The sequence below is a fragment of the Acuticoccus kalidii genome, assembly GCF_021556395.1.
Taxonomy (GTDB): domain Bacteria; phylum Pseudomonadota; class Alphaproteobacteria; order Rhizobiales; family Amorphaceae; genus Acuticoccus; species Acuticoccus kalidii.
In genome coordinates this window covers 95,846-116,684 of record NZ_JAKGCS010000015.1, presented here as the reverse complement: position 1 = coordinate 116,684, position 20,839 = coordinate 95,846, and the positions used below count along the sequence as shown (strand labels likewise).

19 protein-coding genes are annotated in these 20,839 nt (G+C 66.4%); 8 read left to right on the top strand and 11 right to left on the bottom strand.

All coding sequences use genetic code 11. The annotated features are described in order from the left end of the window. Positions 1-224: 224 nt before the first annotated feature. Positions 225-455, bottom strand: coding sequence for a DUF1127 domain-containing protein (locus L1787_RS08555; RefSeq protein WP_369415075.1), 231 nt, complete (start codon positions 453-455; stop codon positions 225-227). Positions 456-711: 256 nt separating this feature from the next. On the opposite strand from L1787_RS08555, the gene L1787_RS08550 reads away from it, so the two are divergent. Together L1787_RS08550 and L1787_RS08545 are read left to right on the top strand one after the other, a co-directional pair. Beyond that, a complete protein-coding gene (locus L1787_RS08550) occupies positions 712-1,641 on the top strand; it encodes a LysR family transcriptional regulator (protein WP_235708327.1) in 930 nt (309 codons plus the stop codon). Positions 1,642-1,793: 152 nt separating this feature from the next. Further along, the gene (locus tag L1787_RS08545) at positions 1,794-2,474 is read left to right on the top strand and encodes a class I SAM-dependent methyltransferase (RefSeq protein ID WP_235708325.1); all 681 of its coding nucleotides are present in this window, start codon (positions 1,794-1,796) and stop codon (positions 2,472-2,474) included. 8 nt (positions 2,475-2,482) lie between these two features. Here L1787_RS08545 and L1787_RS08540 read toward each other — a convergent pair whose 3' ends face one another. Genes L1787_RS08540 through L1787_RS08530 form a run of 3 tightly spaced genes read right to left on the bottom strand, consistent with a single transcriptional unit; the run spans position 2,483 to position 6,621 of the window. After that, on the bottom strand, positions 2,483-3,955 hold the full coding sequence (locus L1787_RS08540) for an oligosaccharide flippase family protein (RefSeq protein ID WP_235708324.1): 1,473 nt from the start codon (positions 3,953-3,955) through the stop codon (positions 2,483-2,485). Between the two features lie 15 nt (positions 3,956-3,970). Next, positions 3,971-5,230 (bottom strand): glycosyltransferase, encoded by a 1,260-nt coding sequence (locus tag L1787_RS26010; protein WP_235708322.1) that lies wholly within the window; start codon positions 5,228-5,230, stop codon positions 3,971-3,973. A 38-nt stretch (positions 5,231-5,268) separates the two neighbouring features. Further along, complete coding sequence (locus L1787_RS08530; RefSeq protein WP_235708321.1) at positions 5,269-6,621, bottom strand: O-antigen ligase family protein; 1,353 nt, start codon at positions 6,619-6,621, stop codon at positions 5,269-5,271. A 116-nt stretch (positions 6,622-6,737) separates the two neighbouring features. Between L1787_RS08530 and L1787_RS08525 the strand changes: the two genes are divergently transcribed. Next, positions 6,738-7,664, top strand: a complete 927-nt coding sequence (locus tag L1787_RS08525) for a glycosyltransferase family 2 protein (protein ID WP_235708320.1) — start codon at positions 6,738-6,740, stop codon at positions 7,662-7,664. A 36-nt stretch (positions 7,665-7,700) separates the two neighbouring features. On the opposite strand, the gene L1787_RS08520 is transcribed toward L1787_RS08525, so the two are convergent. After that, positions 7,701-7,895, bottom strand: coding sequence for a 4-oxalocrotonate tautomerase (locus L1787_RS08520; RefSeq protein ID WP_235708319.1), 195 nt, complete (start codon positions 7,893-7,895; stop codon positions 7,701-7,703). A 169-nt stretch (positions 7,896-8,064) separates the two neighbouring features. On the opposite strand from L1787_RS08520, the gene L1787_RS08515 reads away from it, so the two are divergent. Then, entirely contained in the window at positions 8,065-9,636 is a 1,572-nt protein-coding gene (locus L1787_RS08515; protein WP_235708318.1) for a ribulokinase, read from the top strand. Positions 9,637-9,700: 64 nt separating this feature from the next. Beyond that, positions 9,701-10,447, top strand: a complete 747-nt coding sequence (locus L1787_RS08510; protein WP_369415074.1) for an aspartate/glutamate racemase family protein — start codon at positions 9,701-9,703, stop codon at positions 10,445-10,447. Positions 10,448-10,463: 16 nt separating this feature from the next. Here L1787_RS08510 and L1787_RS08505 read toward each other — a convergent pair whose 3' ends face one another. From L1787_RS08505 to L1787_RS08490, 4 genes are all read right to left on the bottom strand, one after another. Continuing rightward, positions 10,464-10,970, bottom strand: a complete 507-nt coding sequence (locus tag L1787_RS08505) for a nuclear transport factor 2 family protein (RefSeq protein WP_235708317.1) — start codon at positions 10,968-10,970, stop codon at positions 10,464-10,466. A 26-nt stretch (positions 10,971-10,996) separates the two neighbouring features. Then, positions 10,997-12,073 (bottom strand): LacI family DNA-binding transcriptional regulator, encoded by a 1,077-nt coding sequence (locus tag L1787_RS08500; protein WP_235708316.1) that lies wholly within the window; start codon positions 12,071-12,073, stop codon positions 10,997-10,999. Between the two features lie 37 nt (positions 12,074-12,110). Beyond that, positions 12,111-13,991 (bottom strand): TRAP transporter large permease, encoded by a 1,881-nt coding sequence (locus tag L1787_RS08495; protein ID WP_235708315.1) that lies wholly within the window; start codon positions 13,989-13,991, stop codon positions 12,111-12,113. Between the two features lie 73 nt (positions 13,992-14,064). Next, on the bottom strand, positions 14,065-15,048 hold the full coding sequence (locus tag L1787_RS08490; protein ID WP_235708314.1) for a TRAP transporter substrate-binding protein: 984 nt from the start codon (positions 15,046-15,048) through the stop codon (positions 14,065-14,067). A gap of 235 nt (positions 15,049-15,283) precedes the next feature. Here L1787_RS08490 and L1787_RS08485 point away from each other — a divergent pair, with 235 nt between their 5' ends. From L1787_RS08485 to L1787_RS08475, 3 genes are read left to right on the top strand one after another with little or no spacing between them, the layout of a single operon-like run. Further along, a complete protein-coding gene (locus L1787_RS08485) occupies positions 15,284-16,735 on the top strand; it encodes a M81 family metallopeptidase (RefSeq protein WP_235708310.1) in 1,452 nt (483 codons plus the stop codon). 37 nt (positions 16,736-16,772) lie between these two features. Next, a complete protein-coding gene (locus L1787_RS08480; RefSeq protein ID WP_235708309.1) occupies positions 16,773-18,188 on the top strand; it encodes a M20/M25/M40 family metallo-hydrolase in 1,416 nt (471 codons plus the stop codon). A 22-nt stretch (positions 18,189-18,210) separates the two neighbouring features. Beyond that, positions 18,211-19,188, top strand: a complete 978-nt coding sequence (locus L1787_RS08475) for a substrate-binding domain-containing protein (protein ID WP_235708308.1) — start codon at positions 18,211-18,213, stop codon at positions 19,186-19,188. A gap of 122 nt (positions 19,189-19,310) precedes the next feature. Here L1787_RS08475 and L1787_RS08470 read toward each other — a convergent pair whose 3' ends face one another. Both L1787_RS08470 and L1787_RS08465 read right to left on the bottom strand, forming a co-directional pair. After that, entirely contained in the window at positions 19,311-19,688 is a 378-nt protein-coding gene (locus L1787_RS08470) for a RidA family protein (RefSeq protein ID WP_235708306.1), read from the bottom strand. A gap of 113 nt (positions 19,689-19,801) precedes the next feature. After that, positions 19,802-20,770 (bottom strand): TRAP transporter substrate-binding protein, encoded by a 969-nt coding sequence (locus L1787_RS08465; RefSeq protein WP_235708305.1) that lies wholly within the window; start codon positions 20,768-20,770, stop codon positions 19,802-19,804. Between the last annotated feature and the right edge of the window lie 69 nt (positions 20,771-20,839).

The following is a 20,839-nucleotide window of genomic DNA, read 5'->3' as shown; positions in this document are numbered from 1 at the left end:
CCCGTCCTCTGGGAGGAAAGGAGCGGGCGAGGGGCGAGGGGCATCGCTCGGCTGCAGCCCGAGAGATCCATCGCATGTTGCTCGAACCGGCGCGGACAAGAGACGAAACGCGCGCCGGAACTGGTCACAGGCCGGGGGGAGGGAACCGCCCTGCGACCGACATCCGAGGGCCGATGCCCCTGTGTAACGAAACGTGAGCCGAGCCGCGTACGGCTCGGGACGGATCAGCCCTGCTCGACGCTCTGACGCGCGACCTTGCGCAGATCGCAACGCGCGAAGCCGAGATCGGCGAGGTGACGATCGCTGAGCTCGTTGAGCTCGCGGTAGGTGCGGTTGATCGCGCGGCGGCGACCTTCGGCCGCAACGACGGCCTGCTTCATGCGGGAAAAGCCGTCCGTCACGCGCTCTGCGGTGGCGAAGGCCCAGCCGCGATCCTGCGAATTGACGAGAGACATCGTGTTACTCCTGACTGTCACCCGACGCGCCCCGGCCCGAATGGCTAGTCCCGCGGCGGGAAATTCCGGTTCGTCCATTGGCGCGCATGGCGGTCAGGTCCGGTTCACCCGTATTGGCTATCCAGGACGGCCGACGTTCAGCTATGCTGCGCTGCAATAGACTTGCTGCGACGCACAACCTATGTGGGCCAAGGGGCGTTCGGAAGTCGATATCCAGTCAATGCGCCTTTGACTGTAGGGTAAGGTCGGATCGGTCATGGACCTGTCGAGCCAGATGGTGCTGTTTGCCGAGGTGGTGGAAGGGGGAAGTTTCTCCGCCGCCGCCCGCTCGCGCGACCATTCGACGTCCGCGGTCAGCCGACAGATCGGGCTCTTGGAGAACCGGCTCGGCGTCAGGCTCCTCAACCGCTCCCATCACGGGATTTCGCTGACGCGGGAGGGGCAGGTCTTCTTCGAAAAGTGCGTGGCACTCGCCGAGAACGTGTCGGAGGCGGAGGCGCTCGTCCGCTCGATGAGCGCGCATCCGAACGGGATCCTGCGCGTCGGGTCCACGGTGGCGTTCGCGAAATCGCAGTTGATGCCGCTTCTGCCGGAGTTTCTCGACCGCTACCCGGAGATCAAACTGTCGCTCGAAGTGTCGGACCGTGAGGACGAGCTCGCCTCCGAGGAGTTCGACGTCTCGCTGCGCTTTTCCGAGCAGATCGCCAATCCGAACGTGATCGTCCGCCGCCTCGCACCGAACCGGCGCGTGCTGTGCGCCTCGCCCGCTTACGTGGCGCGCAACGGGGCGCCCCGCTCGCTCGGCGATTTGTCGGGCCACAATTCCCTGGCGCTGTCCACGGTCGCGAGCTTCAACGACTGGGCGGTCGGCGCCAACGGCGCGCGGGCCCCACGCCTGTCCGGCAACTTCGAGGCAAGCAGCGCGGATTTACTCTATCACGCGGCATTGGCCGGCGTCGGGATCGCGCGGCTGTCGACCTATCTCGTCGGCGACGATATCGCGGCGGGCCGGCTGGTGCGTCTGGTGCCGGACTATATCGACGAGAGTTCCGACATCGTGGCGGTCTATCTCGACCGGCGCAATCTCGCGCCGAAGGTTCGCGTGTTCATCGACTTCCTGGTCGAGGCGTTCGGATCGGTGCCGCCTTGGGAGCGGGAGAATGGCCCGGCGGCGGATCTCGGTTGATGCGCTCGGGGAATGATTCCCCGTTATTTCACATCATGTTCGCTGGCTGATTCGTTCAGTCCATTTGGAAAAGGGGGCCTCGTCCGGTTCGCGTTCCGGTGATGGCGCACGGCCTCGCGACACGCTCGCCGAGGCCCTGGAGAAATTTGCCGATGGTGAAATTGCACGCCGACGGAATGGCGAATTGGGAAATCTCTGGAGGCGTGACCGAGTTCATCGCCGCCCATTGCGATGCCGGCACATCCTCGCTCGAGACCGGTGCGGGCGTTTCGACGCTCGCCTTCGCTGCCGCGGGTGCGCGACACACCGCGGTGACGCCTTCGGCCGACGAGATCGCCCGGATCAGGGCCGAGGCGGCGGAGCGTGGCATCGAGATGTCAGGCGTCACCTTCGTGGAAGGATTTTCGCAGAATGTGTTGCCGAGCCTGACGGGCCCCCTCGACATCGTGTTGATCGATGGCGGCCATGGCTTTCCGATACCGGCGGTGGATTGGACCTATGCGGCCGCGCGGTTGACGGTGGGCGGTTACTGCCTCGTCGACGATATCGACATTTGGACCGGCCAGATGCTCGTTCAGTTCATGGATGAAGAAGACGAGTGGGAGCGGGTCGCCATCATCCGCAATCGCACCGCGATCTTTCGGCTGGTGAAGCCATTCGTCTTGCGTGAGTGGCGGCATCAGCGGTCGGTGGTCGCGAAGTCGAAATTTCCGCGGACCTTGCGCCGGGCGAAGAATGCCGTCGGCTTGATCGCGCGGGGCGATCTCGTCGCTCTCCGACACAAGTTCACGCACGACCGCGAATTGTCCCGGAGCGCCAAGCGCGACGGCTGAGGCCGGCGCTAACCCTTGGACCGCCGCGACAGCGCGCCGAGCGCCCAGCCGCGCACGTCCGGCATCACGATGGCGATCGCGATCGCGTAGATCGCGACGCCGGCCACGACGCCCAGCGCGAGGGCGTAGACATCGCCGATATGGCCGATCGTCGTGCCGATGACGACATGGACCGCGATGGCCATCCCGGCGGCCGTCGCCCAAGGCAGGGCGAAGGCGCGCGCGAGCGCCGATCCCCTGACGCCGAGCCGTCTGACGATCGCCCGCGCCGCCCATGCGCCTTCGGCCATGTCGGCGAACATGCGGGCAAGGCCGGCGCCGAAACCCGCGAGATTGAGCGCCACCGCGCCGACGAGCCCGGCGACGAGCGCAGCGAACCCTAGCATCCGTTGCCCGACGAGATAGCCGGGCTGGCCGCGCGCGTTGAGTGCGGTCGAGGCGAGGTCGAGCGGCAGGATCAGCGCCGTTCCGATGGCGAGCGCTTGGACGATCCGAGCAGCGTCCCCCCAGCCGGGGCCGATGAGGACGCCGAGAAATTGCTCGGCGATCGCGGCGATGCCGAGAAAGACCGGCGCGATCACCACCGTCGCGACGCTGAGGATCAGGGCGAAGCGGTCGGCGAAACCGCCTTGCGCCTGGGTCTTTTCGCGCATGAACTCGAACGCGGTGTTGTGCGTGATGCCGCGGAAGAGGCCGCGCAGCGGCTCGGTGAGGCGGAGCGCCATGTTGAAGGCGCCGACGGCGGCGACGCTGAAAAAGGCGGCGACCGTGTAGTTGATCAGAATATAGGCGCTGTCGGTCGCGATCCGTTGGCCGAGGCTGAACGAGGAATAATGCGCGATGTCGCGCAGATGCGGGCGCGAGACGCGCGGCAGGACGCGAACACCCGACCCGGCGGCGAGGACGCCACCCTGCGCGCCCAGCATGAGAACCCGCATCAGAACGACCGACCACGGCCCGGCGCCGAGATAGGCCGCCGCGATCCCCCCCGCCGCACCGGCGACGGCGCCGACGGTGTTGGAGCGCGCGATCAGGCCGAACCGGCGCCGACGCCGGGCGATTGCGGTGTGGACCGTGATGAGGGCCTGGCCAAAGACCGAGAGCGTCGCGAAGGCGAGGAGCGGCCAGAACGCGGCCGAGCCGAAGAGGGGGCCGATCAGCCAGCCGGCGAGGAGGATCGCGCAAACCGCCACGATACCGGCCGCGATCGAGACGCCGAACGCGCTGTCGAGATGCTTGCGCCGCAGGATGCGCCGTTGTGCGAGCGCCTCCTCGAACGGGACGCCACCGGCGAAGACCGCCAGAAAGATGGCGATGCTGGTCGCAAGGCTCGCCAGCCCGAAATCCTCCGGGTCGAGAAGCCGGGCGAGAACGATCGTCGCCCCGAGAAGGAGCCCCGTGCGCAACAGGGCTCCGGTCACGAGCGAGCCGACCCAGCGCGCGACGCGCTGTGCGGTGCCGGAGGATGCGGATGGCGGCATGGCGCGAGGAGGAGGCTAGCGGGGGAGACGGCCGGCGGCGATATCCGCGCCGGCATGGTCCATCGAGGCGGCGATCGCGGGTTCGAGCGCCGCGAGTGATGCGTTTGCCTTGGCGAACGCGCGGGCCCGCGCGCCGATCTCGGCGAGATGGGCGCGATCCTCGAAGAGGGTGAGGCAGGCTTGGGCGAGGTCCTCGTTGGTCTCGGCGACGATACCGATCCGCTCGCGTGCGATCGGAATACCCTCGCTGCCCATCGGCGTGGTGACCACGGGAAGTCCCATCGCGAGCGCCTCGAGGATCTTGAGCTTGGTGCCGGCGCCCGAACGGATCGGCGCGAGGAGGAGGGAGAAACGCTCGTACATCGTCTTGGGATCGTCGACGAAGCCGGTGACGGTGACGCCGGCATCGGCGGCCGCCGCGCGCATCGCATCGGTCGGGTGGGCGCCCATGGCGAAGGCCTCCACCGCGAGCCCGCGGGCGCGGATCGCCTTGACGATCCGGAACAGCTCGAAGGCCGCCTCGACGTTCGGATAATATTCGTAGTTCGCCATGAAGCCGATCACCGGCGGCGCGTCGGCCCGCGTTCCGTTCGGATCGATGTCGAAGGCGGTCGGCTGGGCGACATTGGGCACGGTGAGGACCGACGTGCCGAGAATGCGTTCCAAGGTTTCGCGGTCGGTGTCGGAGACGGCCCAGTGCTCGCGCGCGCCGGCCGAGCGCCGTTCGAGCGCGTGGAAGCCGCGCTCGTCGACCTTCGCGAGGAGGCGCGAAAGGCCGGTCGAGGTGGCGGCCATCCGGCCATAATTGATCGATTCGACATTGTGATGGTCGATGATGATGCGCGCGTCGCTGAGGCCCAGCGCGTCCTTCAGGCTGTAGAGGGAGAGGGAGCCGAGGACGACGAGATCCGGCTTCTGGCGCGCCAGCGCCGTACGGGTCGCCTCGAGCAGCGGCCCCGAGGCGTATTTCGCCATCCACCGATTGCGATTGGCGAGCGCGGCTGAGAGGTGGGTGAGGCCCTTGCGCCATTTCGGATGCGGCGGCGCGTTGACGAAGTCGGCGGCAAACCGGGTCCGCGTTGCCTCCTCCGCCTTCGGATCCTGCCGTTGTTGGAGCACGAGAAAGCTGAGATCGGCATGGCGCGCGAGGACGTTGCCGATGGTCTGAATCCGGACGCAGTAGCCGTTTCGGGCGGGCAGCGGCGCCACCATCGTGATGTAGGTGACGCGCGGGCGGCTCGTGTCTTGGCGCGGCGATGGCGTGTCGGGGGGCACGTCGGTCTCCTCGTCGATCGTTCGGGGCGCCGGAATCGTCAGCGGTGATTCGGGGTCGGGGTGGTTTGCCAGGCGGTGTGGGCGAGAAGAAGGAGAATCAGAAATTGGCCCAACAAACCTTCGGGGAAGAAGAGCGTCGATTCCAGCATGTTACTGATGAGGAGCGAGACGAAGAAGGCGGCGAACATCGCCGAGCCGGCGATGTCCCATCGATCGGCCGAGCGTTTGCCGATCGCGCGGCCGATGTCCCAAAAGGCGTGGACGATGAAAATCGCGACCGCCGTGGCGAGCACGACGCCGCCATGGATCATGATGTCGAGATAGCCGTTGTGGGACTGGCGCAGGATGTTGAGGTTGTCCTCGTTGCCGGTCCAGAAGCCGGCATAATTCCAGAGCGGGTGGTAGATCGGCAGCATCGACCATTGCGCACCGAAGCCGTAGCCGAAATAAGGCCGGTTCTCGATGTGGAGCAGGCTCGCGCGCCAGATCTGATCCCGCTCGGTGAGCGTCGGGTCGCCGGTGAGGATCCGCGCCCAATCCGCGCCGCTCAACTGGAAGGCCCCCGTCGCGAAGACGACGAGACCGGCGATGGCGACGAGACCAATCGGGATGAAGAGCGCGATCGCCTTGTTGCGGCGGGCGAGCACGAAGATCGGCACGAGGCCGAACACGATGAGGACGGTGATGCCGAGGCTCGTCTTCGACAGTGTGAGCGCGAGAAAGCCCAGCGAGAGCACGGCGAATCCGGCAATGGCCCAGAACTGAAACGCCCGTCGCTCGGCCAGCAGGGCGGCGGCGAAGACGATCGTCATCATCTGGGCGACCATGCCGGCAGTGTTCTTCGAGGCGTGCAGCGCGGCAAGGCCGAGCGGGGTGAAGGCGCGCCCCGGCAGGGCGAGGGTCACCGCATAGTCGGCGAGGAGGGTGATCGCGAAGGCGATCATCAGCGGTGTCAGATATTTGCGCGGCGTGTTGAGGACGCTCGCGATCGCGAGGGCGATGACGAACAAGATCACGAAGACGATGAAGCGGCGGATCGTGACACTCGGATAGGCCGACCAGAACGTCGTCATCGCGAGCGCCGCGAAGACGAGGAGGAGCGACCAGGACCGGGCGAGGATCGCGAGCGCCATGCGCAGGCGCAGCAGGAGGAGCGGCGCCGCGAGCCCGGCGAGGCCGAGAAGGACGATCTGACGCATCGTCGATCCGCCCGCGGACTGTCCGTCATCCTTGGCGAGCGGGTTGAGGCCGATCAGCAGGAACAGGACCGTCAGCACGAGGAGGAATGCGGCCGCGCGCTCGGTATAGACCTCCCACGCGATGGCGCGGCGCGCGGCGGCCGCCTTCTCGCGTCGGGGGAGATATTCGATCCAGGTGGCGGGCTCGCTCATCGGCTGAGTGTACCGCCTCTTCCCCACCCCACGCGAGCGGCGTCTCTTCCCATCGGGGGCAAAACCCTCTTCAGTCATGGGTGACGATTCGGGACAGCGCGACAGACGGGGACGGAATGACCACGAAATATGCGCTCATCGCGCCGTGCCGGAACGAGGCCGACTATCTGCGGGTGACACTCGACAGCATCATCGCGCAGACGATCCAGCCTGCTCTCCTCGTCGTCGTCGATGACGGGTCGAACGATGCGACTCCGGAGATCCTCGCCGAATATGCGGCGGCCCATCCCTTCATCCGAGTGGTGAAGAAGCCCGATCGCGGGTTCCGCGCGGTGGGGGGCGGCGTCGTCGAGGCGTTCAATTATGGCCTCGCGACCATCGATCTCGACGACTTCGATTATGTTTGCAAGATCGACTTGGACCTCGAACTGCCCGCCCGCTATTTCGAGGAGCTGATGCGCCGGATGGCGGACAATCCCCGCATCGGCACGGCGAGCGGCAAGCCCTATAACCGGCGCGATGGCGGCCTCGTCTCCGAGCGGCGCGGCGATGAAATGTCCGTCGGGATGACGAAATTCTACCGGACCGCCTGTTTCAAGGAGATCGACGGATTCGTTCCGATGGTGATGTGGGACGCAATCGATTGCCACAAAGCCCGCAAGCTCGGCTGGATCGCGGTGAGCTGGGATGCGCCGGATCTCAATTTCATCCATTTGCGCCCGATGGGGTCGAGCCAGAAGAGCATCTATACCGGCCGCCGCCGCCACGGGCTCGGCCAGTATGTGATGGGGAGCGATCTTCTCTATTTTACGGCGACGTGCGCCTTCCGCTCGTTGGAGCCGCCTTATCTGCTCGGTGGGCTCAACATGTTCATCGGCTATGTGAACGCGTGGCGCACCGGGGAAAAGCAGCTGCCAGACCCGCAATTGCGCGCCTTCATCCGCCGCTATCAGCGGCGGGCGCTGCTCGTCGGCCGGCGACGGGCGGTCGCGGAGATCGAGGCGCGGACGGAGCCGGAATGGCGCGCGCGCCACGCCGTCTAGGACGGGCGCGCGACGCGAGGGCGGTGGCGGGTCCCGTCAGGCCTTCTTTTTGTCGGCGATGAGCTCGCCACCCGAGCCCCAATTCTCGGTCTGAACATCGTGGATCACGACCTGGAGCGAGGCGGCGTTGCCGCCGCAGGTGCGCACGAACGCCTCCGTCACCTCTTTGACGAGGGCGCGTTTCTGCTCGGTGGTGCGGCCTTCGAGAAGCTCGACCCGGATTATCGGCATCAGTTCAATCTCCGTGGGGGCCGGGCGAGGACCGGCCGATCGTCGGGGCGATGATCACCCCCGTTGCACTTATAGCCGAGGTGGCGGCAAGGTCGCGCTCCGTCTTTGAGGAAGAGCGCCTGATGCCCATGCCGTCCGTTCCGCCGTCCCGCATCGAAGGGCGCACCGGATGACGATCGTCGCGGGCATCGATTTCGGCACCCAAAGCGTCCGCGTCACCGTGATGGAGACGGACGGGACGCCGCTCGGCTCGGCGAGTGCGGGCTACCCGCTCAAGCGTCTGCCGGACGCGCCGCGCGCCGCGACCCAGTCGCACGCCGATCATATGGCCGCCCTCGTCGAGGCGATGCGTGGCGCGATCGCGAGCGCCCGGATCGACGGGCGCGCCATCGCCGCGCTCGCCTGCGACACGACGGGATCGAGCGTGGTCTTCGTCGACGAGCGGATGCGGCCGGTCTCGGATTATTATCTCTGGTGCGACCACCGGCCGGTGCGCGAGGCGGAGGCGATCACCGCCGCGTTCAGAGCGAGCGGACACGAGGCGCTCGACTGGTCGGGCGGTGTCTATTCGCTCGAATGGGGTTACGCGAAGCTTCTTCATTTCCTGCGCCATGATCCGGCGGCCCGCGACATGGCGAGCGCGGTCGAGCATTGCGACATGGTGACGGCGACGCTGACGGGCGTCACGCGGCCGGCCGATCTCAAGCGCTCGGCCTGCGCGATGGGTCACAAATGGATGTGGAACCGGCGGTGGGGCGGCCTGCCGCCGGACGAGATCCTCGCCCGGATCGATCCGCTCTTCGACGGGATCAATCGCCGCCTCGAAAGCGAGGTTCTCACCTCCGACCATATTGCCGGTACCCTCTGCCCGGAATGGGCCGACCGGCTCGGCCTCGCGCCGGGCATTCCGATCCCGGTCGGCGGCGTCGACGCGCATTGGGACTCGATGGGCGCGGGCTGCCGCATGGGGGACATGGTCAACGTCATCGGGACGTCCACCTGCGTCGTGGCGATCGCCCCGGCAGGGATCGGGACGATCGCGGGCGTGAGCGGCATGGTGCCGGGCAGCGTCCATCCGGCCCATATTGGCATCGAGGCCGGACAGTCGGCGACCGGGGATCTCTTCGAGGCGATCGCGCGCCGCGCAAAGCGGGACGTTGCGAGCCTCGCGGCCGAGATCGCGCACCACCGGGCCGGGCAGACCGGCCTGTTGCGCCTGCCGTGGGACAAGGGCGATCGCACGGTTCTCGCGCGGCCGGACCTCTCCGGCGTGACGCTCGGAACGAGCCTCGACACGACGGCCGCCGATGAGCTCTTCGCCGCCATCGAGGGGATGGCGATGCATGTCCGCATCATCGTGGAGCGGATGGCGGGCGGCGGAGTTCCGACAGAGCGGATGATCAATGCCGGCGGCATCCCTCAGCGCAACGACATCCTGAACACCGTCTACGCCAACGTCTTGGGGCGCGACATCCTGGTGCCGGAGCGCTCGCCGGTGGGCGTCGGGGCGTGCCTCTTCGCGGCGGTCGCGGCGGGCGCCTTCCAGGCGGTCGATGCCGCGCAGGATGCGCTTTGCCCGCCGATGCGCCTCTTCCGCGCCGATCCCGCGGCGGTGGCGGTCTATGATGCGCTCTTCGCGCATTTTTCCGCGCTCTATTTCGGCTTCGGCGAGGGGCGGCCGGTGGACCTCTCGCGCATCCTTCCCGCCCTTTCCGATCTTCGGGGCGCGATCGCGTCTTGAACGGAGGCGACATTGGGTCTTCTGTTGCGGACGAACGGGCCGGATGTGGCGCAGGAGACACCGGGTGGACGATCTTTCGAGCATTCCCAAAGGGCGCATCGTGCAGGGCGGCAAGGCGATCTACGGCGCGCCGCTCGGCATCCTGATGCTGGAGGCACGCTTTCCCCGCGTCCTCGGTGACATGGGGAACGGGGCGACCTGGCCCTTTCCGGTCCTCTTTCGCGTGGTGCGCGGGGCGAGCCCGGAGAAGATCGTGCTGCAGGATCCGCACCAGATGCTGCCGGAGTTCGTCGCGGCGGCGCGCGATCTCGTCGATCTCGGAGCGGAGGCGATCACCACCAATTGCGGCTTCCTCGCCCTCCTTCAGCCGGAGCTTGCGGCGGCTGTCGGCGTGCCGGTCGCGACGTCGGCTTTGATGCAGGTGCCGTGGGTGCAGGCGACCTTGCCGCCCGGCAAGCGGGTCGGCGTGGTGACCGTTTCGGCGAGCACGCTGACGCCGCAACATTTCGCCGCCGTCGGCGCGCCGACCGATACCCCGATCGAGGGGACGGAAGCGGGTCGGGAGTTCTTCCGCGTCCTCATCAAGGCCGAGAAGGACGATCTCGACCTCGATCTCGCCGAGGCCGATATCGTCGATGCGGGCCGGGCGCTGGTCGCAAAGCATCCCGACGTGGGCGCGATCGTGCTCGAATGCACCAACATGCCGCCTTACGCCGCCGCGCTACGGTCGGCGTTGGGCCTGCCGGTCTACGACATCTATTCGATGATCAATTGGTTCCATCACGGGCTGAGGCCGCGCGCCTTCTTCTGACGCGCGGCGCAGGCCCTCAGGGGCGGTAAGGCTGGTTCTTGTTGACGGTCCATGGCGTGTCGAACCGCGTCATGAAACGGTTTGTCTGCTCGACCTTCGAGATGAGCCACTTTCCGTCTTGCTTGACGTATTCCTCTTCGATTGATGCGGCGAGGAAGATCGGCGTGTCGCCTTCAGTCAGCGTGCCGGTCTCCCAGATGAGCCAACGTCCGGTGCCGCGATCGCCGTCGACCTCGATGAGCGGCGTCATGAACATGTGGACGGTGAATTTCCACGGCCCCAGGCGCAGATTGTTGTAAATCGCCTCGCGGCCCTCATGGCGGCCGAAGACGCCGCCATCCCAGATCGCGTCTTCGGTGAACACCGAGCACTGGTCGCGGGCGACGGCGTTCACCTCGTCCTGCGGCCGGCGCTCGTGGTCCTCGGTGTATTTCTCGTCCGCGCACTTCGCGTAATACGCCTTGAGACGCTTGATTTCCTCAATGGCTTCCAGTCGTTCGATGCGTTCTTCAAGGCTCGGCACGAAACGGTCTCCTCAGGGTGTGTTGATCATGCGTCGTGCCTCGTGATGGGGGCACGGTCTTCCGGCCGGATCACCAGGTGATGCGGCAGAATGATTTGCGGCGGGTCGGAGCCTCGGTCGGTCCAGAGCGTGTTGAAGACCTCCCAGACGCTGGGGCCGAAGCTCTCGTATGGCGTGCGCACGGTGCTGAGCCATGGCGCGACCCACTCGTTGAGCGGATTGTCGTCGAAGCCGAAGAGGACGACGTCCTCCGGCACGCGCAGGCCGAGCTCCGTGCAGCGCCGAAAGGCGCCATAGGCGAGCATGTCGGTGGTGCAGAAGATCGCGCGCGGCGGCGGTTTGCGCTCGAGCAGCGTCGTCGCCTGGAGATAGCCGCTCTCCATCATCGAGCCGCCGATATGGCGGCCGCCGACGGCGACCTCGTGCCCGGCGTCCTTCATCCGGTCGCGGAAACCGAGATAGCGCCGCTCGCTCGCCCGCGAGGCCTCGATGCCGAGGATCACGCCATAGGTGCGATAATCCTGGCTGATGAAGTGCTCAGCGACGTCCGTTCCGGCGCGATAATCGTCGACGCCGACGAGCGGCGCCTCGATCGGAAGCGGGCAGGGGCGGATGATGAAGACCATCGGCACCCCCTGTTCCAGAAAACGTTGGAGCCCAGGGCTCGGCACCGCGCCGAAATGGACGATCCCGCGCGTCAGATAGGACCGCATCTCGAGAAGGCGCTCGTCCTGACGTTGTGGATCGCCCATCGTGTTGGCGAGGATCATGACGTGATTGTCGTTGCGACCGGCCGATTCGATGGATCCGGCGATGGCTGAGAAATAGGCATTCGACGGATCGGAGGTGAGGGCCGCGATGATCGACGATTCGCGCGTGCGCAGCGATCGGCCGGATTGGTGCGGACGATAGCCGACCTCCTCGATCAAACGCTGGACCCGTTCAACGGTCGCCGGAGCGATACGGCCAGGGCGGCCATTGAGCACGCGGGAGACGGTGGTGATCGAGACCCCGGCGTGCTGAGAGATCGTGCGGAGCGAAGGCGCGGCGGACGCGTGGTCCGGCTCCTTCGGCGACTTGGTCGGTTTACGGCCTCTCTGCATTCTGGCTAATCCTCGCCTCGTGGTTGTTCTCAGTCGGCTATGAAACCCAATTTACGAGGGACAACGTAACCGCTGGAACGAACGTGAGGATCAACAAACCGACAATCAGAGCGAGAAAAAACGGGAAAACCTCTTTGAAGACCTGCATCACGGGCGTGTTCGTAATTTGTGCGGGAATGAACACGATGATTCCGACCGGCGGCGTGAGGCCTCCGAGGAGCAGCGTGATGACGGTGACGACGCCGAAATGGGTCTCGTCGATCCCGGCATGGCGGACCAAGGGCATGACGAGCGGAACGAGGATCAAAAGCGCGACCGCCATGTCGAGCACCGTGCCGATGATGAGGCCGGTGATGACGACGACGAGGAGCACGGCGGTCGGGGTGTGGGCGAACGTCATCACGGCGGCGATGAGGTTCTGCGGGATCTGCTCGGAGACGAGGACGAAGGCGAAGGGCCCCGCGACGCCGACGAGGAAGCCGATCATCGAGGCTTCGATACCGACGGTGCGCAATTCGCCGAAGAGGTCGCGCCAGGCAAAGCCGCGATAGACGAATTTGCCGAGCACGAAGGCGTAGGCGACGGCGAGCCCGCCGGCCTCGGTCGGCGTCATCACGCCGCCGCGAATGGCGAGAATGATGAAAATCGCGAGGCTGAGGACGGGGGCGGCGCGCAGGAAAGCGTGGCCGGCGCGCGACAGCGTCGCCTTCTGTCCGGTCCGTCCATAGCCGCGCCGCATCGCGATCACGTAGACGACGCCCATCAGGATCGCGGTGAGGAGCATCGCGGGGAAGATGCCGCCGATGAAGAGCTTCCACACCGAGGCGCCGGAGATCGCCGCGAGAATGAGCATCGCGACCGACGGCGGCACGACGTTCGGCAGAATCGAGGACGCGGAGGTGACGGCGCAACTGAACGGCGCAGAGTAGCCGTGCCGGGTCATCTGCGGCACGACGATCTTGGCGTTGAGCGCCGCGTCCGATCCCGACGAGCCCGAGATGCCGCCGAAGAGGAAGCTCGTGACGACGTTCACCTGGGCAAGCCCGCCGCGCGCGTTGCCGACGAGGGATTGGGCGAAGTCGATGAGGCGGGTCGACAACCCGCCGACATTCATCAATTGGCTCGCGAGGATGAAGAGCGGGATCGCGAGGAGCAAGAAGCTTCCCGCGCCGTTGACGACATTCTGCACGACAGCGGGCGCGGGCTGGAGGTCGGCGCCGAAGATCGCGAGAAACGCGCTGAAGAGCATCGCAAAGGCGACGGGCACGCCGATCGCGAGCGTTACGAGAAAGGCGATCCCCATCACGAGGCTGGGGCTGACGCCCGAGACGTGGATCATCGGCTGGACGAGCGTCGTGACGTAGAAGAGTAGCCCGGCGAGCGCGACGGCGGCGACGCTGCCTTTGACCGGACCGCCTTCCTCAAGGTCGCGCAGCGCGATGAAGACGAGGCCGACGACCGCGGCGACCGGGATCGCGGCGTATTTCATCCAGCTCGGAACGCGCAGGAGAATGTCCGTCCCGCCGACGAGGCGGATGAGGTCGAGACCGTAAAAGAGCAGGCTGAAGGTCGTGTAGGCGACGATGAGGTCGATCACGAACTGATGCGCCGGCCGGTGCCGCTCCGGCAGCGCGCGGGCGAGGATGTCGACCGCGACATGGCTCTTGGCCCGATGGCCGAGAGCGGTGCCGAGGAACAGCAAATAGATGAAGAGCCAACGCCCGCCGACTTCGGTCCAGGAGAAGGAATCGTTGAACACGTAGCGGGAGACCACCCCGGCGAGCACGTCGAAGACGATCGCGGCGAGGAGGAGCACCACCAGCGCGCCGACGAGGTGGTCGAGCAGCTTGACGAGAAGAACGAGGGCCCGTGCGAGACGGCTTTGGGCGGTACCGGAATCGGAGTGAATTGCGGTCATGACGGTCCCGTTTTCGTGAGAGGTCGACGATCCGCGTATCCCCGGCGCACCGGCGATACGCGGTGTGCCGGTGTCAGTTCTGCGCTTGGATGGCGTCGATCAGCGCCTGGCCGCCGTCGACCTCGGCCGCCCAGTCATTCCAGATGCTCGACATCGCTTCGATCCAGGGGCTCTTGTCTTCGACCTTGACGACCGTGCCGCCGAGCTGCGCGGCGATTTCGGGGCCGCGAATGTTGAAGTAATTGAGGTAGTGATGTTGGAAGATCGCCATCTCATAAGCGGCCTCTTCCATGATCTCCTGATATTCGGGGGGCAGCTTGTCCCACCACGACTTGGAGAAGGAGAGCACATAGACCACCCAGGTGTGGTCGATCTGCGAGAACACCGGCGCGCTCTCGTAAAGCTTCATGCCGAGCCAGGCCGAGCCGAGCGTCGTGTAAATGTCGATGGTCTTGGTCTCGATCGCATTGGCGACATCGGGCCAGGGCAGCGGGGTCGGATTGGCGCCGACGGCGTTCCAGATATCGATCGCAAGCTGGCTCTGCTTGACGCGGACCTTCTTGCCTTTGGCGTCTTCGACCGTCTTGATCTCGTAATGGCCGACCGGATTGCGGGCACCGGCGGTCCAGAGGCCGACGACGTGATAGCCCTGGTCCTCGTAATATTGTTTGACCATCTCGCCCGGCTCGCCGGTGACGGCTTTCAGCGCGTCCTGCGAGGTCTCGAAGATGAAGGGAAGACTCCAGACGTCGCCCTGCGGCACCCACTGGCTCATCGCCTGGGAGGTGAGGAGGCCGCCCTGGACCGAGCCGAGACGCATCCCCTCGGCGATCGCCACCTCGTCGCCGAGCTGCGTGCCGATGAACACCTCGAGCGCGACGTCACCTTTGGTGCGCTGCTCGACGATTTGCTTGAAGCGGAGAAGGGCGAGGTTCTCCGGGGTTTCTTCGTCACCGCCGACCTTGACGACTTTGGCCGTGTAGGTCTGGGCCTCGGCCTGGGCGGTGAGGCCCATTATGGCGAGTGCGGCGATTGCCGTGACTAGGCTCTTGCGCATCGTGCTGCATCCTTCTGCTGACGGCCCGGCGAGATGCCGGGACTTGCCTCCGCGCCCGCCCGGCGGTGGAACACCGGGCGTAGTTGATGACAGTTGCGTTTGTACAAACGTTTGCGCATGATCGTATGGTGATGCGCAAACGTTTGTACATTGACGACGATACGAATAGGTTGGGTCGCGCGCAACAGAAAATTGGACCGAATTGCGGCCCCGCTTCGAGGAGATTGAGAAAACAATGCGTTACTTCATCGCCTGCCTCGGCACAGAGACGAATTCGTTCTCGCCGCTGCCCACCAGTCTCACCACCTTCGCCGATACGATGCTGTGCCATGGCGACGGGGCGGCGAACGGCAAGCACATCCTGTCCGAGCCGCTGCGGGTCTGGCGGCGCCGGGCCGAGGCGCACGGCATCGAGATCGCCGAGAGCGTCTCCGCCTTCGCCGAGCCCGCAGGGCCCACCTTGCGCGAAACCTACGAAGCGTTGCGCGACGAAATCCTCGACGATCTGAAGGCGGCCCTGCCGGTCGACGCGGTGCTGCTTTCCCTCCACGGCGCGATGATCGCGCAAGGCTATCCCGACACCGAAGGCGATCTCCTCACCCGGATCCGCGCGATCGTCGGGCCCGACATTGTCGTCGGCGCCGAGCTCGACCTTCATGTTCATCTGACCGAGACGATGGTGGAGGCGGCGACCTTCCTCGTCCCGTTCAAGGAGTATCCGCACACCGATGTCGCCGAGCGCGCCGAGGAGGCGTTCACGATCTGTTATCGCGCCGTCCAAGGCGAGGTCGCCCCGGTGATGGCGCTGACGGACACGCGCATCAACACCTACATGCCGACGACGACGCCCGAGATGCGCGGCTTCGTCGACCGGATGATCGCGATGGAGAGCGAGCCCGGCCTCCTCTCGGTCTCCCTCGCCCACGGCTTCCCGCACGGCGACGTCGCCGATCTCACCGCGAAGGCGCTCGTCGTCGCCGACGCCGATCCTGCCTTGGCGAAGGCCGCCGCCGATCGCGTCGCGGCCGACCTGTGGGCGATCCGCGCGGCGGTGAGCCTCGCCTGTCTGCCCCTCGACGAGGCGCTCGACGAGGCGCTCGCCGCCTCCGAGGGGCCGGTGGTGATCGCCGACACCGCCGACAATGCCGGCTGCGGGGCGCCCAACGATTCCACCTTCATCCTGGCGCGGATGCTGGAGCGCGGCATCCGCGACGCGGCCGTCTCGAACATCTGGGATCCGGGTGCGGTGCGCTTTTGCATCGAGGCCGGGGAGGGGGCGACGATCCCGCTGCGGCTTGGCGGCAAATGCGGCGTGATTTCCGGTGATCCGGTCGATCTCGTCGTCAAGGTCGAGCGGATCGTCGAAGGGGCGAGCCAGAACTTCAACGGCTTCCGCGCGCCGATGGGGGACGCGGTCTGGGTGTCGGGCGAGGGGATCGATATCGTCCTCAACACCAAGCGTTTTCAGACGGCCAATCCCGACATGATGACCCAGCTCGGCCTCGACCCCGCGCGCCGCAAGATCGTGGTGGTGAAGTCGACCCAGCATTTTTACGCCGGTTTCGCCTCGATCGCGAAAGCGATCCTCTACGCCGCGACCCCCGGCGCCTCGAACCCCGATACGACCATGCTGCCCTACGAGAATGTCGACCGGCCGTTCTGGCCGAAGGTCGCCGATCCCGCCTGAGCGCCGACTTTTCATCGAGACAAGAATGGAGCCCATCATGGCACCCACCATCGAGAGCGTTCTCGACTATCTCGAGCGGACGGAGGAGGCTTCGCTCGAACGCCTCTTTGAGTGGCTGCGGATCCCGAGCGTGAGCGCGCAGTCCGACCATGCGGACGATTGCACCAAAGCCGCCACCTGGTTCCGCGATCGCCTGACCGCGCTCGGCTTCACCGCCCGCGTCCATCCGACCGACGGGCGGCCGGCCGTCATCGCGTCCTATCCCGCGCCGGACCCCGACGCGCCGACGCTCCTTTATTACGGCCACTATGACGTTCAGCCCGCCGCCGTCGGAGACGGTTGGACCAGCGAGCCGTTCGAGCCGATCTTCGCCGACGGTGACAAAGGCCGGCGCATCGTCGCGCGCGGAGCGACGGACGACAAAGGCCAGGTGATGATCTGGCTCGCCGCCTTCGAGGCGTGGATCGAGACGCACGGCACGCTGCCGGTGGGCATTTTCGTGGTGCTCGAAGGCGAGGAAGAGGTCGGCAGCGCGAACTTCGAGGCCTGCCTCCATGCGGTGAAGGACGAGGTGAAGGCCGACGTCGCCGTCATCAGCGACGGCAATATGTGGGACATCGACACCCCGTTGATCACGACCCGCCTCCGCGGCCGGGTCAATGTCGAGGTGGCGGTGAAGACCGCGACGAGCGACCTTCATTCCGGCCTCTTCGGCGGCGTCGTGCCGAACGCCTTGAACCTCCTTACCGGCGTTCTCGCCGAACTCGCCGATGAGGATGGCCGCGTCCAGCTCGCCGGCTTCTATGACGATATCGTCGATCCGCCCGCCGATATGCTCGCTCAATGGGAGGCGCTCGCGCTCGACGAGACGGCGCTGCTCGCCTCCGTCGGCCTCTCCGAGCCGGCGGGCGAGGCGGGCCGCACCCCGCTCGAGCGCCTCTGGTCGCGCCCGACCTTCGACATCAACGGCATCTGGGGCGGCTATATCGCCGAGGGGAGCAAGACGGTGATCCCCAACGAGGCGCACGCCAAGCTCTCCTTCCGCCTGGTGCCCGGCCAGGATCCGGAGGCAGTGCGGGCGAGCATCGAGGCCTTTTTTGCCGACCGCCTTCCTCCGGACGTCCAGTTCTCGATGCAGACCTTCGCGGCCTCCGCGGCGATCGAGATTCCGACGGACACGCCTTGGATGGGGGCGGCCGAAGCCGCGCTGTCGGCCGAATATGGCCGGCCCGCCGTCCTCGGCGGATGCGGTGGCTCGCTGCCGGTGGTGGAGACGATCGGAACCGTTCTCGGCCTCGACGTGCTCCTCTTCTCCTTCGGGCTCGACGACGATCGCCCGCACGGGCCGGACGAGAAATTCGAGCTCGCCTGCTTCCGCCATGGCGCGCGGGCGCACGCACGGATCCTCGCCGAGGCGGCCGCCTTCGCCGCGTCGCGCAAGGTTTCGGCATGAACGGCCTCAGGGAGACGTCACGATGAGCAACGTCGCGCTCACCCTCGCCTGCGCGGACTATGGCCGCGTGATGCCGCTCGCTACGGGCGAAGTCGTCCCCGACGGTATCGATCTGACGCTGCGCCTCGGGGCCGGCGGGTCCTGGCCGCGCCGCGCCGAATTGATTGCGGCGGGCCTGTCCGATCCCTCGCTCGCCGGCGGCGAAGCCTCGATCGGCGCCCATCTGCGGCGCGTCGATCAGGGTGACGAGAGCTTCGTCGCCCTGCCGATCTTCCCGCTGCGAGGCTTTGCCGGGCGGGACATCTATGTTCGCAAAGACGGGCCGGTGAAGACGGCGGCCGATCTCATCGGCCGGCCGTTCGGTCTCTATAGCTGGTTCGCGAGCGGCTCGGTCTGGTATCGCGAATTTCTGCGATATGCGGGGGTGCCGCTCGATTCGCTCACATGGTGGGTCGGCGATATCGAGCGCCCCGGCGAGACCTCGCATGCCGGCGCGCTCCCTGACGGCGTCACGCGCGCCCCGGAAGGCCGGTTCCTCGCGCAGATGCTGATCGACGGCGAGATCGACGGCATGTTCTCCCCGCCGCGGCCGGTCGCCTACGACCCGGAAAACGGCCCGATCGTGCGCCTCTTCCCGGACATGCGGGCGATCGACAAGGCCTATTATCGCGACCGCGGCGTCTATCCGCCGCTTCACCTGGTGGCGATCCGCCGGGCGGTGTTCGACGCGAACCCCTGGGTGGCGAAGAGCCTCACCGAGGCGTTCACCGCGGCCAACGCCGCCTTCATGGCGTCCCAGCGCGGATTTCCCTACGCCTCGCCCTGGATGGAGGCCGAACTCGACGAAACGGTCGCGTTGATGGGCGAGGACTTTCACCCGCAGGGCTTCGAGGCAAATCGCGCCGCGATCGACATCTTCTGCGAGGAGGCGTTCCGCGCGGGCCTCTCCTCACGCCGCCTCACGCCGGAGGCGCTGTTCGCGGATTATCTCGCCCTCTGAGATAAGCCGAAGCCGCTCGCCTTCGGGCGGGCGGCCCCGCCGGAGGGTTCAGCGCCCCGTGCCGCCTTTATGCCATCTCTCCCTCGCGCGCACAGCGGCGAGATCGGGAGGCTATGTGGCGTTCAGCGTTGTGCCGTCACCTCGATCTCGATCTTCATCGCGGGATCGATGAGCTCGCACACGATCATCGTCGCGGCAGGCCTAATTTCGCCGAAGGCCTCGCCGAGGATCGGGAAAATCACCGGAATGTCGTCCCGGTCGGTGACGTAATAAGTCGCGCGGACGACCATCGCCATGGAGTAGCCGCCTTCTTCGAGCGCGGCTTTGATGGTCTTCAAGCAGTTGCGCGTCTGCTCGGCGACGTCTTCGGGCATGTGCATCGTCGCATAGTCGTAGCCCGTGGTGCCGGCGACATGGGCGAAGTCGCCGCATACGACGGCGCGGGAGTAGCCGGCTTGCTTCTCCATCGCGGATCCGGTCGAGATGAGCTGACGTGCCATGAAAATGGTCCTTGCGCCGAGGAAAACGTGCACTCACCCGGTATGTGACGGGTGGCGGCTGCGCAAGTCGGATCGGGCGACGTCGCCCGATCCGGGGGCCGTTCGGCCGAAGATCAGTCCTGAGTGACGCTGGATTTCAGCGTCTCGACCTGCTTGGCGAGCTCCGGGTTGAACTCTTCCATGAAGCCGTCGAACTTCGCCTTGAAGGCCTCCTGGTCGGGCTCGATCACGGTGAGGCCGGCCTCGCGGAATTTCTCGACGAAATTGTCCTCTTCGGCGATCACATAGTCGCCGATCACCTTCGAGGCGGCGAGCGCGGCGTCGAGCGTCGCCTGCTGGATATCCTCGGGCAGGCTCTGGAACCAGTCCTCGCCGGTCATGAAGCCGGCGAAATCCTTCACGTGCCCGGTGAGGACGAGATACTCCGTCACCTCCTGGAAATTGTTCGTCCAGTTGGTCGTGAGCGGGTTTTCCTGCGCGTCGATGATGCCCTGCTGGAGCGCGAGATAGACCTCGTTGAAGTCCATCGGGGTCGGGCTCGCGCCGAGATGCTCGAACATCGCGACCGGCAGATCGGTCGGCGGGACGCGGATCTTGAGGCCCTGCAGGTCCTCGGGCGTGTTGATCTCGCGGTTCGACGTGATGTGCCGGGCTCCGCGCCAGGCGACGCCGATCACGCGGATGCCGGAGGCTCCGGCGATGGTGTCGATCACCTCGGCGCCGCCGGGGGAGTTCCACATCGCCTCGCCGTCCTCGCGCGCGTCGAAGAGGTAGGGCACTTTGAAGAGGTCGCCGAGCGGCGTGTAAGTGGCAAGGCGGCTCGGCGCGTCGAGAACGACCTGGACCGTGCCGATCCGCAGGCCCTCGATCATGTCGCGGATATTCCCGAGCTGGCTCGAGGGATAGATGATCACCTCGACCTGGCCGTCGGTCGCCGCCTCCAGCTCCTCCTTGAAGGTCTGGGCGCCGATATGGAACACGTCGGTCGTCGATTGCGCATGGCCGAGGCGCACCGTGTAGTCCTGCGCCGCGGCGACGGCGGTCGTCGCGAGCAACGCGGTGAGCGCGATGGGAAGCTTCATAGGTCTCCTCCAAGTTCGTTTTTGTGGGGGCCGCCCCGGATCCGGGATCCGAGGCGGACGCGTTCGGTC

Bases quoted from the DNA above. Each gene is read 5' to 3' on its own strand.
- L1787_RS08555 (WP_369415075.1), bottom strand. From the start codon at position 455: ATGTCTCTCGTCAATTCGCAGGATCGCGGCTGGGCCTTCGCCACCGCA.
- L1787_RS08550 (WP_235708327.1), top strand. From the start codon at position 712: ATGGACCTGTCGAGCCAGATGGTGCTGTTTGCCGAGGTGGTGGAAGGG.
- L1787_RS08545 (WP_235708325.1), top strand. From the start codon at position 1,794: ATGGTGAAATTGCACGCCGACGGAATGGCGAATTGGGAAATCTCTGGA.
- L1787_RS08540 (WP_235708324.1), bottom strand. From the start codon at position 3,955: ATGCCGCCATCCGCATCCTCCGGCACCGCACAGCGCGTCGCGCGCTGG.
- L1787_RS08530 (WP_235708321.1), bottom strand. From the start codon at position 6,621: ATGAGCGAGCCCGCCACCTGGATCGAATATCTCCCCCGACGCGAGAAG.
- L1787_RS08525 (WP_235708320.1), top strand. From the start codon at position 6,738: ATGACCACGAAATATGCGCTCATCGCGCCGTGCCGGAACGAGGCCGAC.
- L1787_RS08520 (WP_235708319.1), bottom strand. From the start codon at position 7,895: ATGCCGATAATCCGGGTCGAGCTTCTCGAAGGCCGCACCACCGAGCAG.
- L1787_RS08515 (WP_235708318.1), top strand. From the start codon at position 8,065: ATGACGATCGTCGCGGGCATCGATTTCGGCACCCAAAGCGTCCGCGTC.
- L1787_RS08500 (WP_235708316.1), bottom strand. From the start codon at position 12,073: ATGCAGAGAGGCCGTAAACCGACCAAGTCGCCGAAGGAGCCGGACCAC.
- L1787_RS08495 (WP_235708315.1), bottom strand. From the start codon at position 13,991: ATGACCGCAATTCACTCCGATTCCGGTACCGCCCAAAGCCGTCTCGCA.
- L1787_RS08490 (WP_235708314.1), bottom strand. From the start codon at position 15,048: ATGCGCAAGAGCCTAGTCACGGCAATCGCCGCACTCGCCATAATGGGC.
- L1787_RS08485 (WP_235708310.1), top strand. From the start codon at position 15,284: ATGCGTTACTTCATCGCCTGCCTCGGCACAGAGACGAATTCGTTCTCG.
- L1787_RS08480 (WP_235708309.1), top strand. From the start codon at position 16,773: ATGGCACCCACCATCGAGAGCGTTCTCGACTATCTCGAGCGGACGGAG.
- L1787_RS08475 (WP_235708308.1), top strand. From the start codon at position 18,211: ATGAGCAACGTCGCGCTCACCCTCGCCTGCGCGGACTATGGCCGCGTG.
- L1787_RS08470 (WP_235708306.1), bottom strand. From the start codon at position 19,688: ATGGCACGTCAGCTCATCTCGACCGGATCCGCGATGGAGAAGCAAGCC.
- L1787_RS08465 (WP_235708305.1), bottom strand. From the start codon at position 20,770: ATGAAGCTTCCCATCGCGCTCACCGCGTTGCTCGCGACGACCGCCGTC.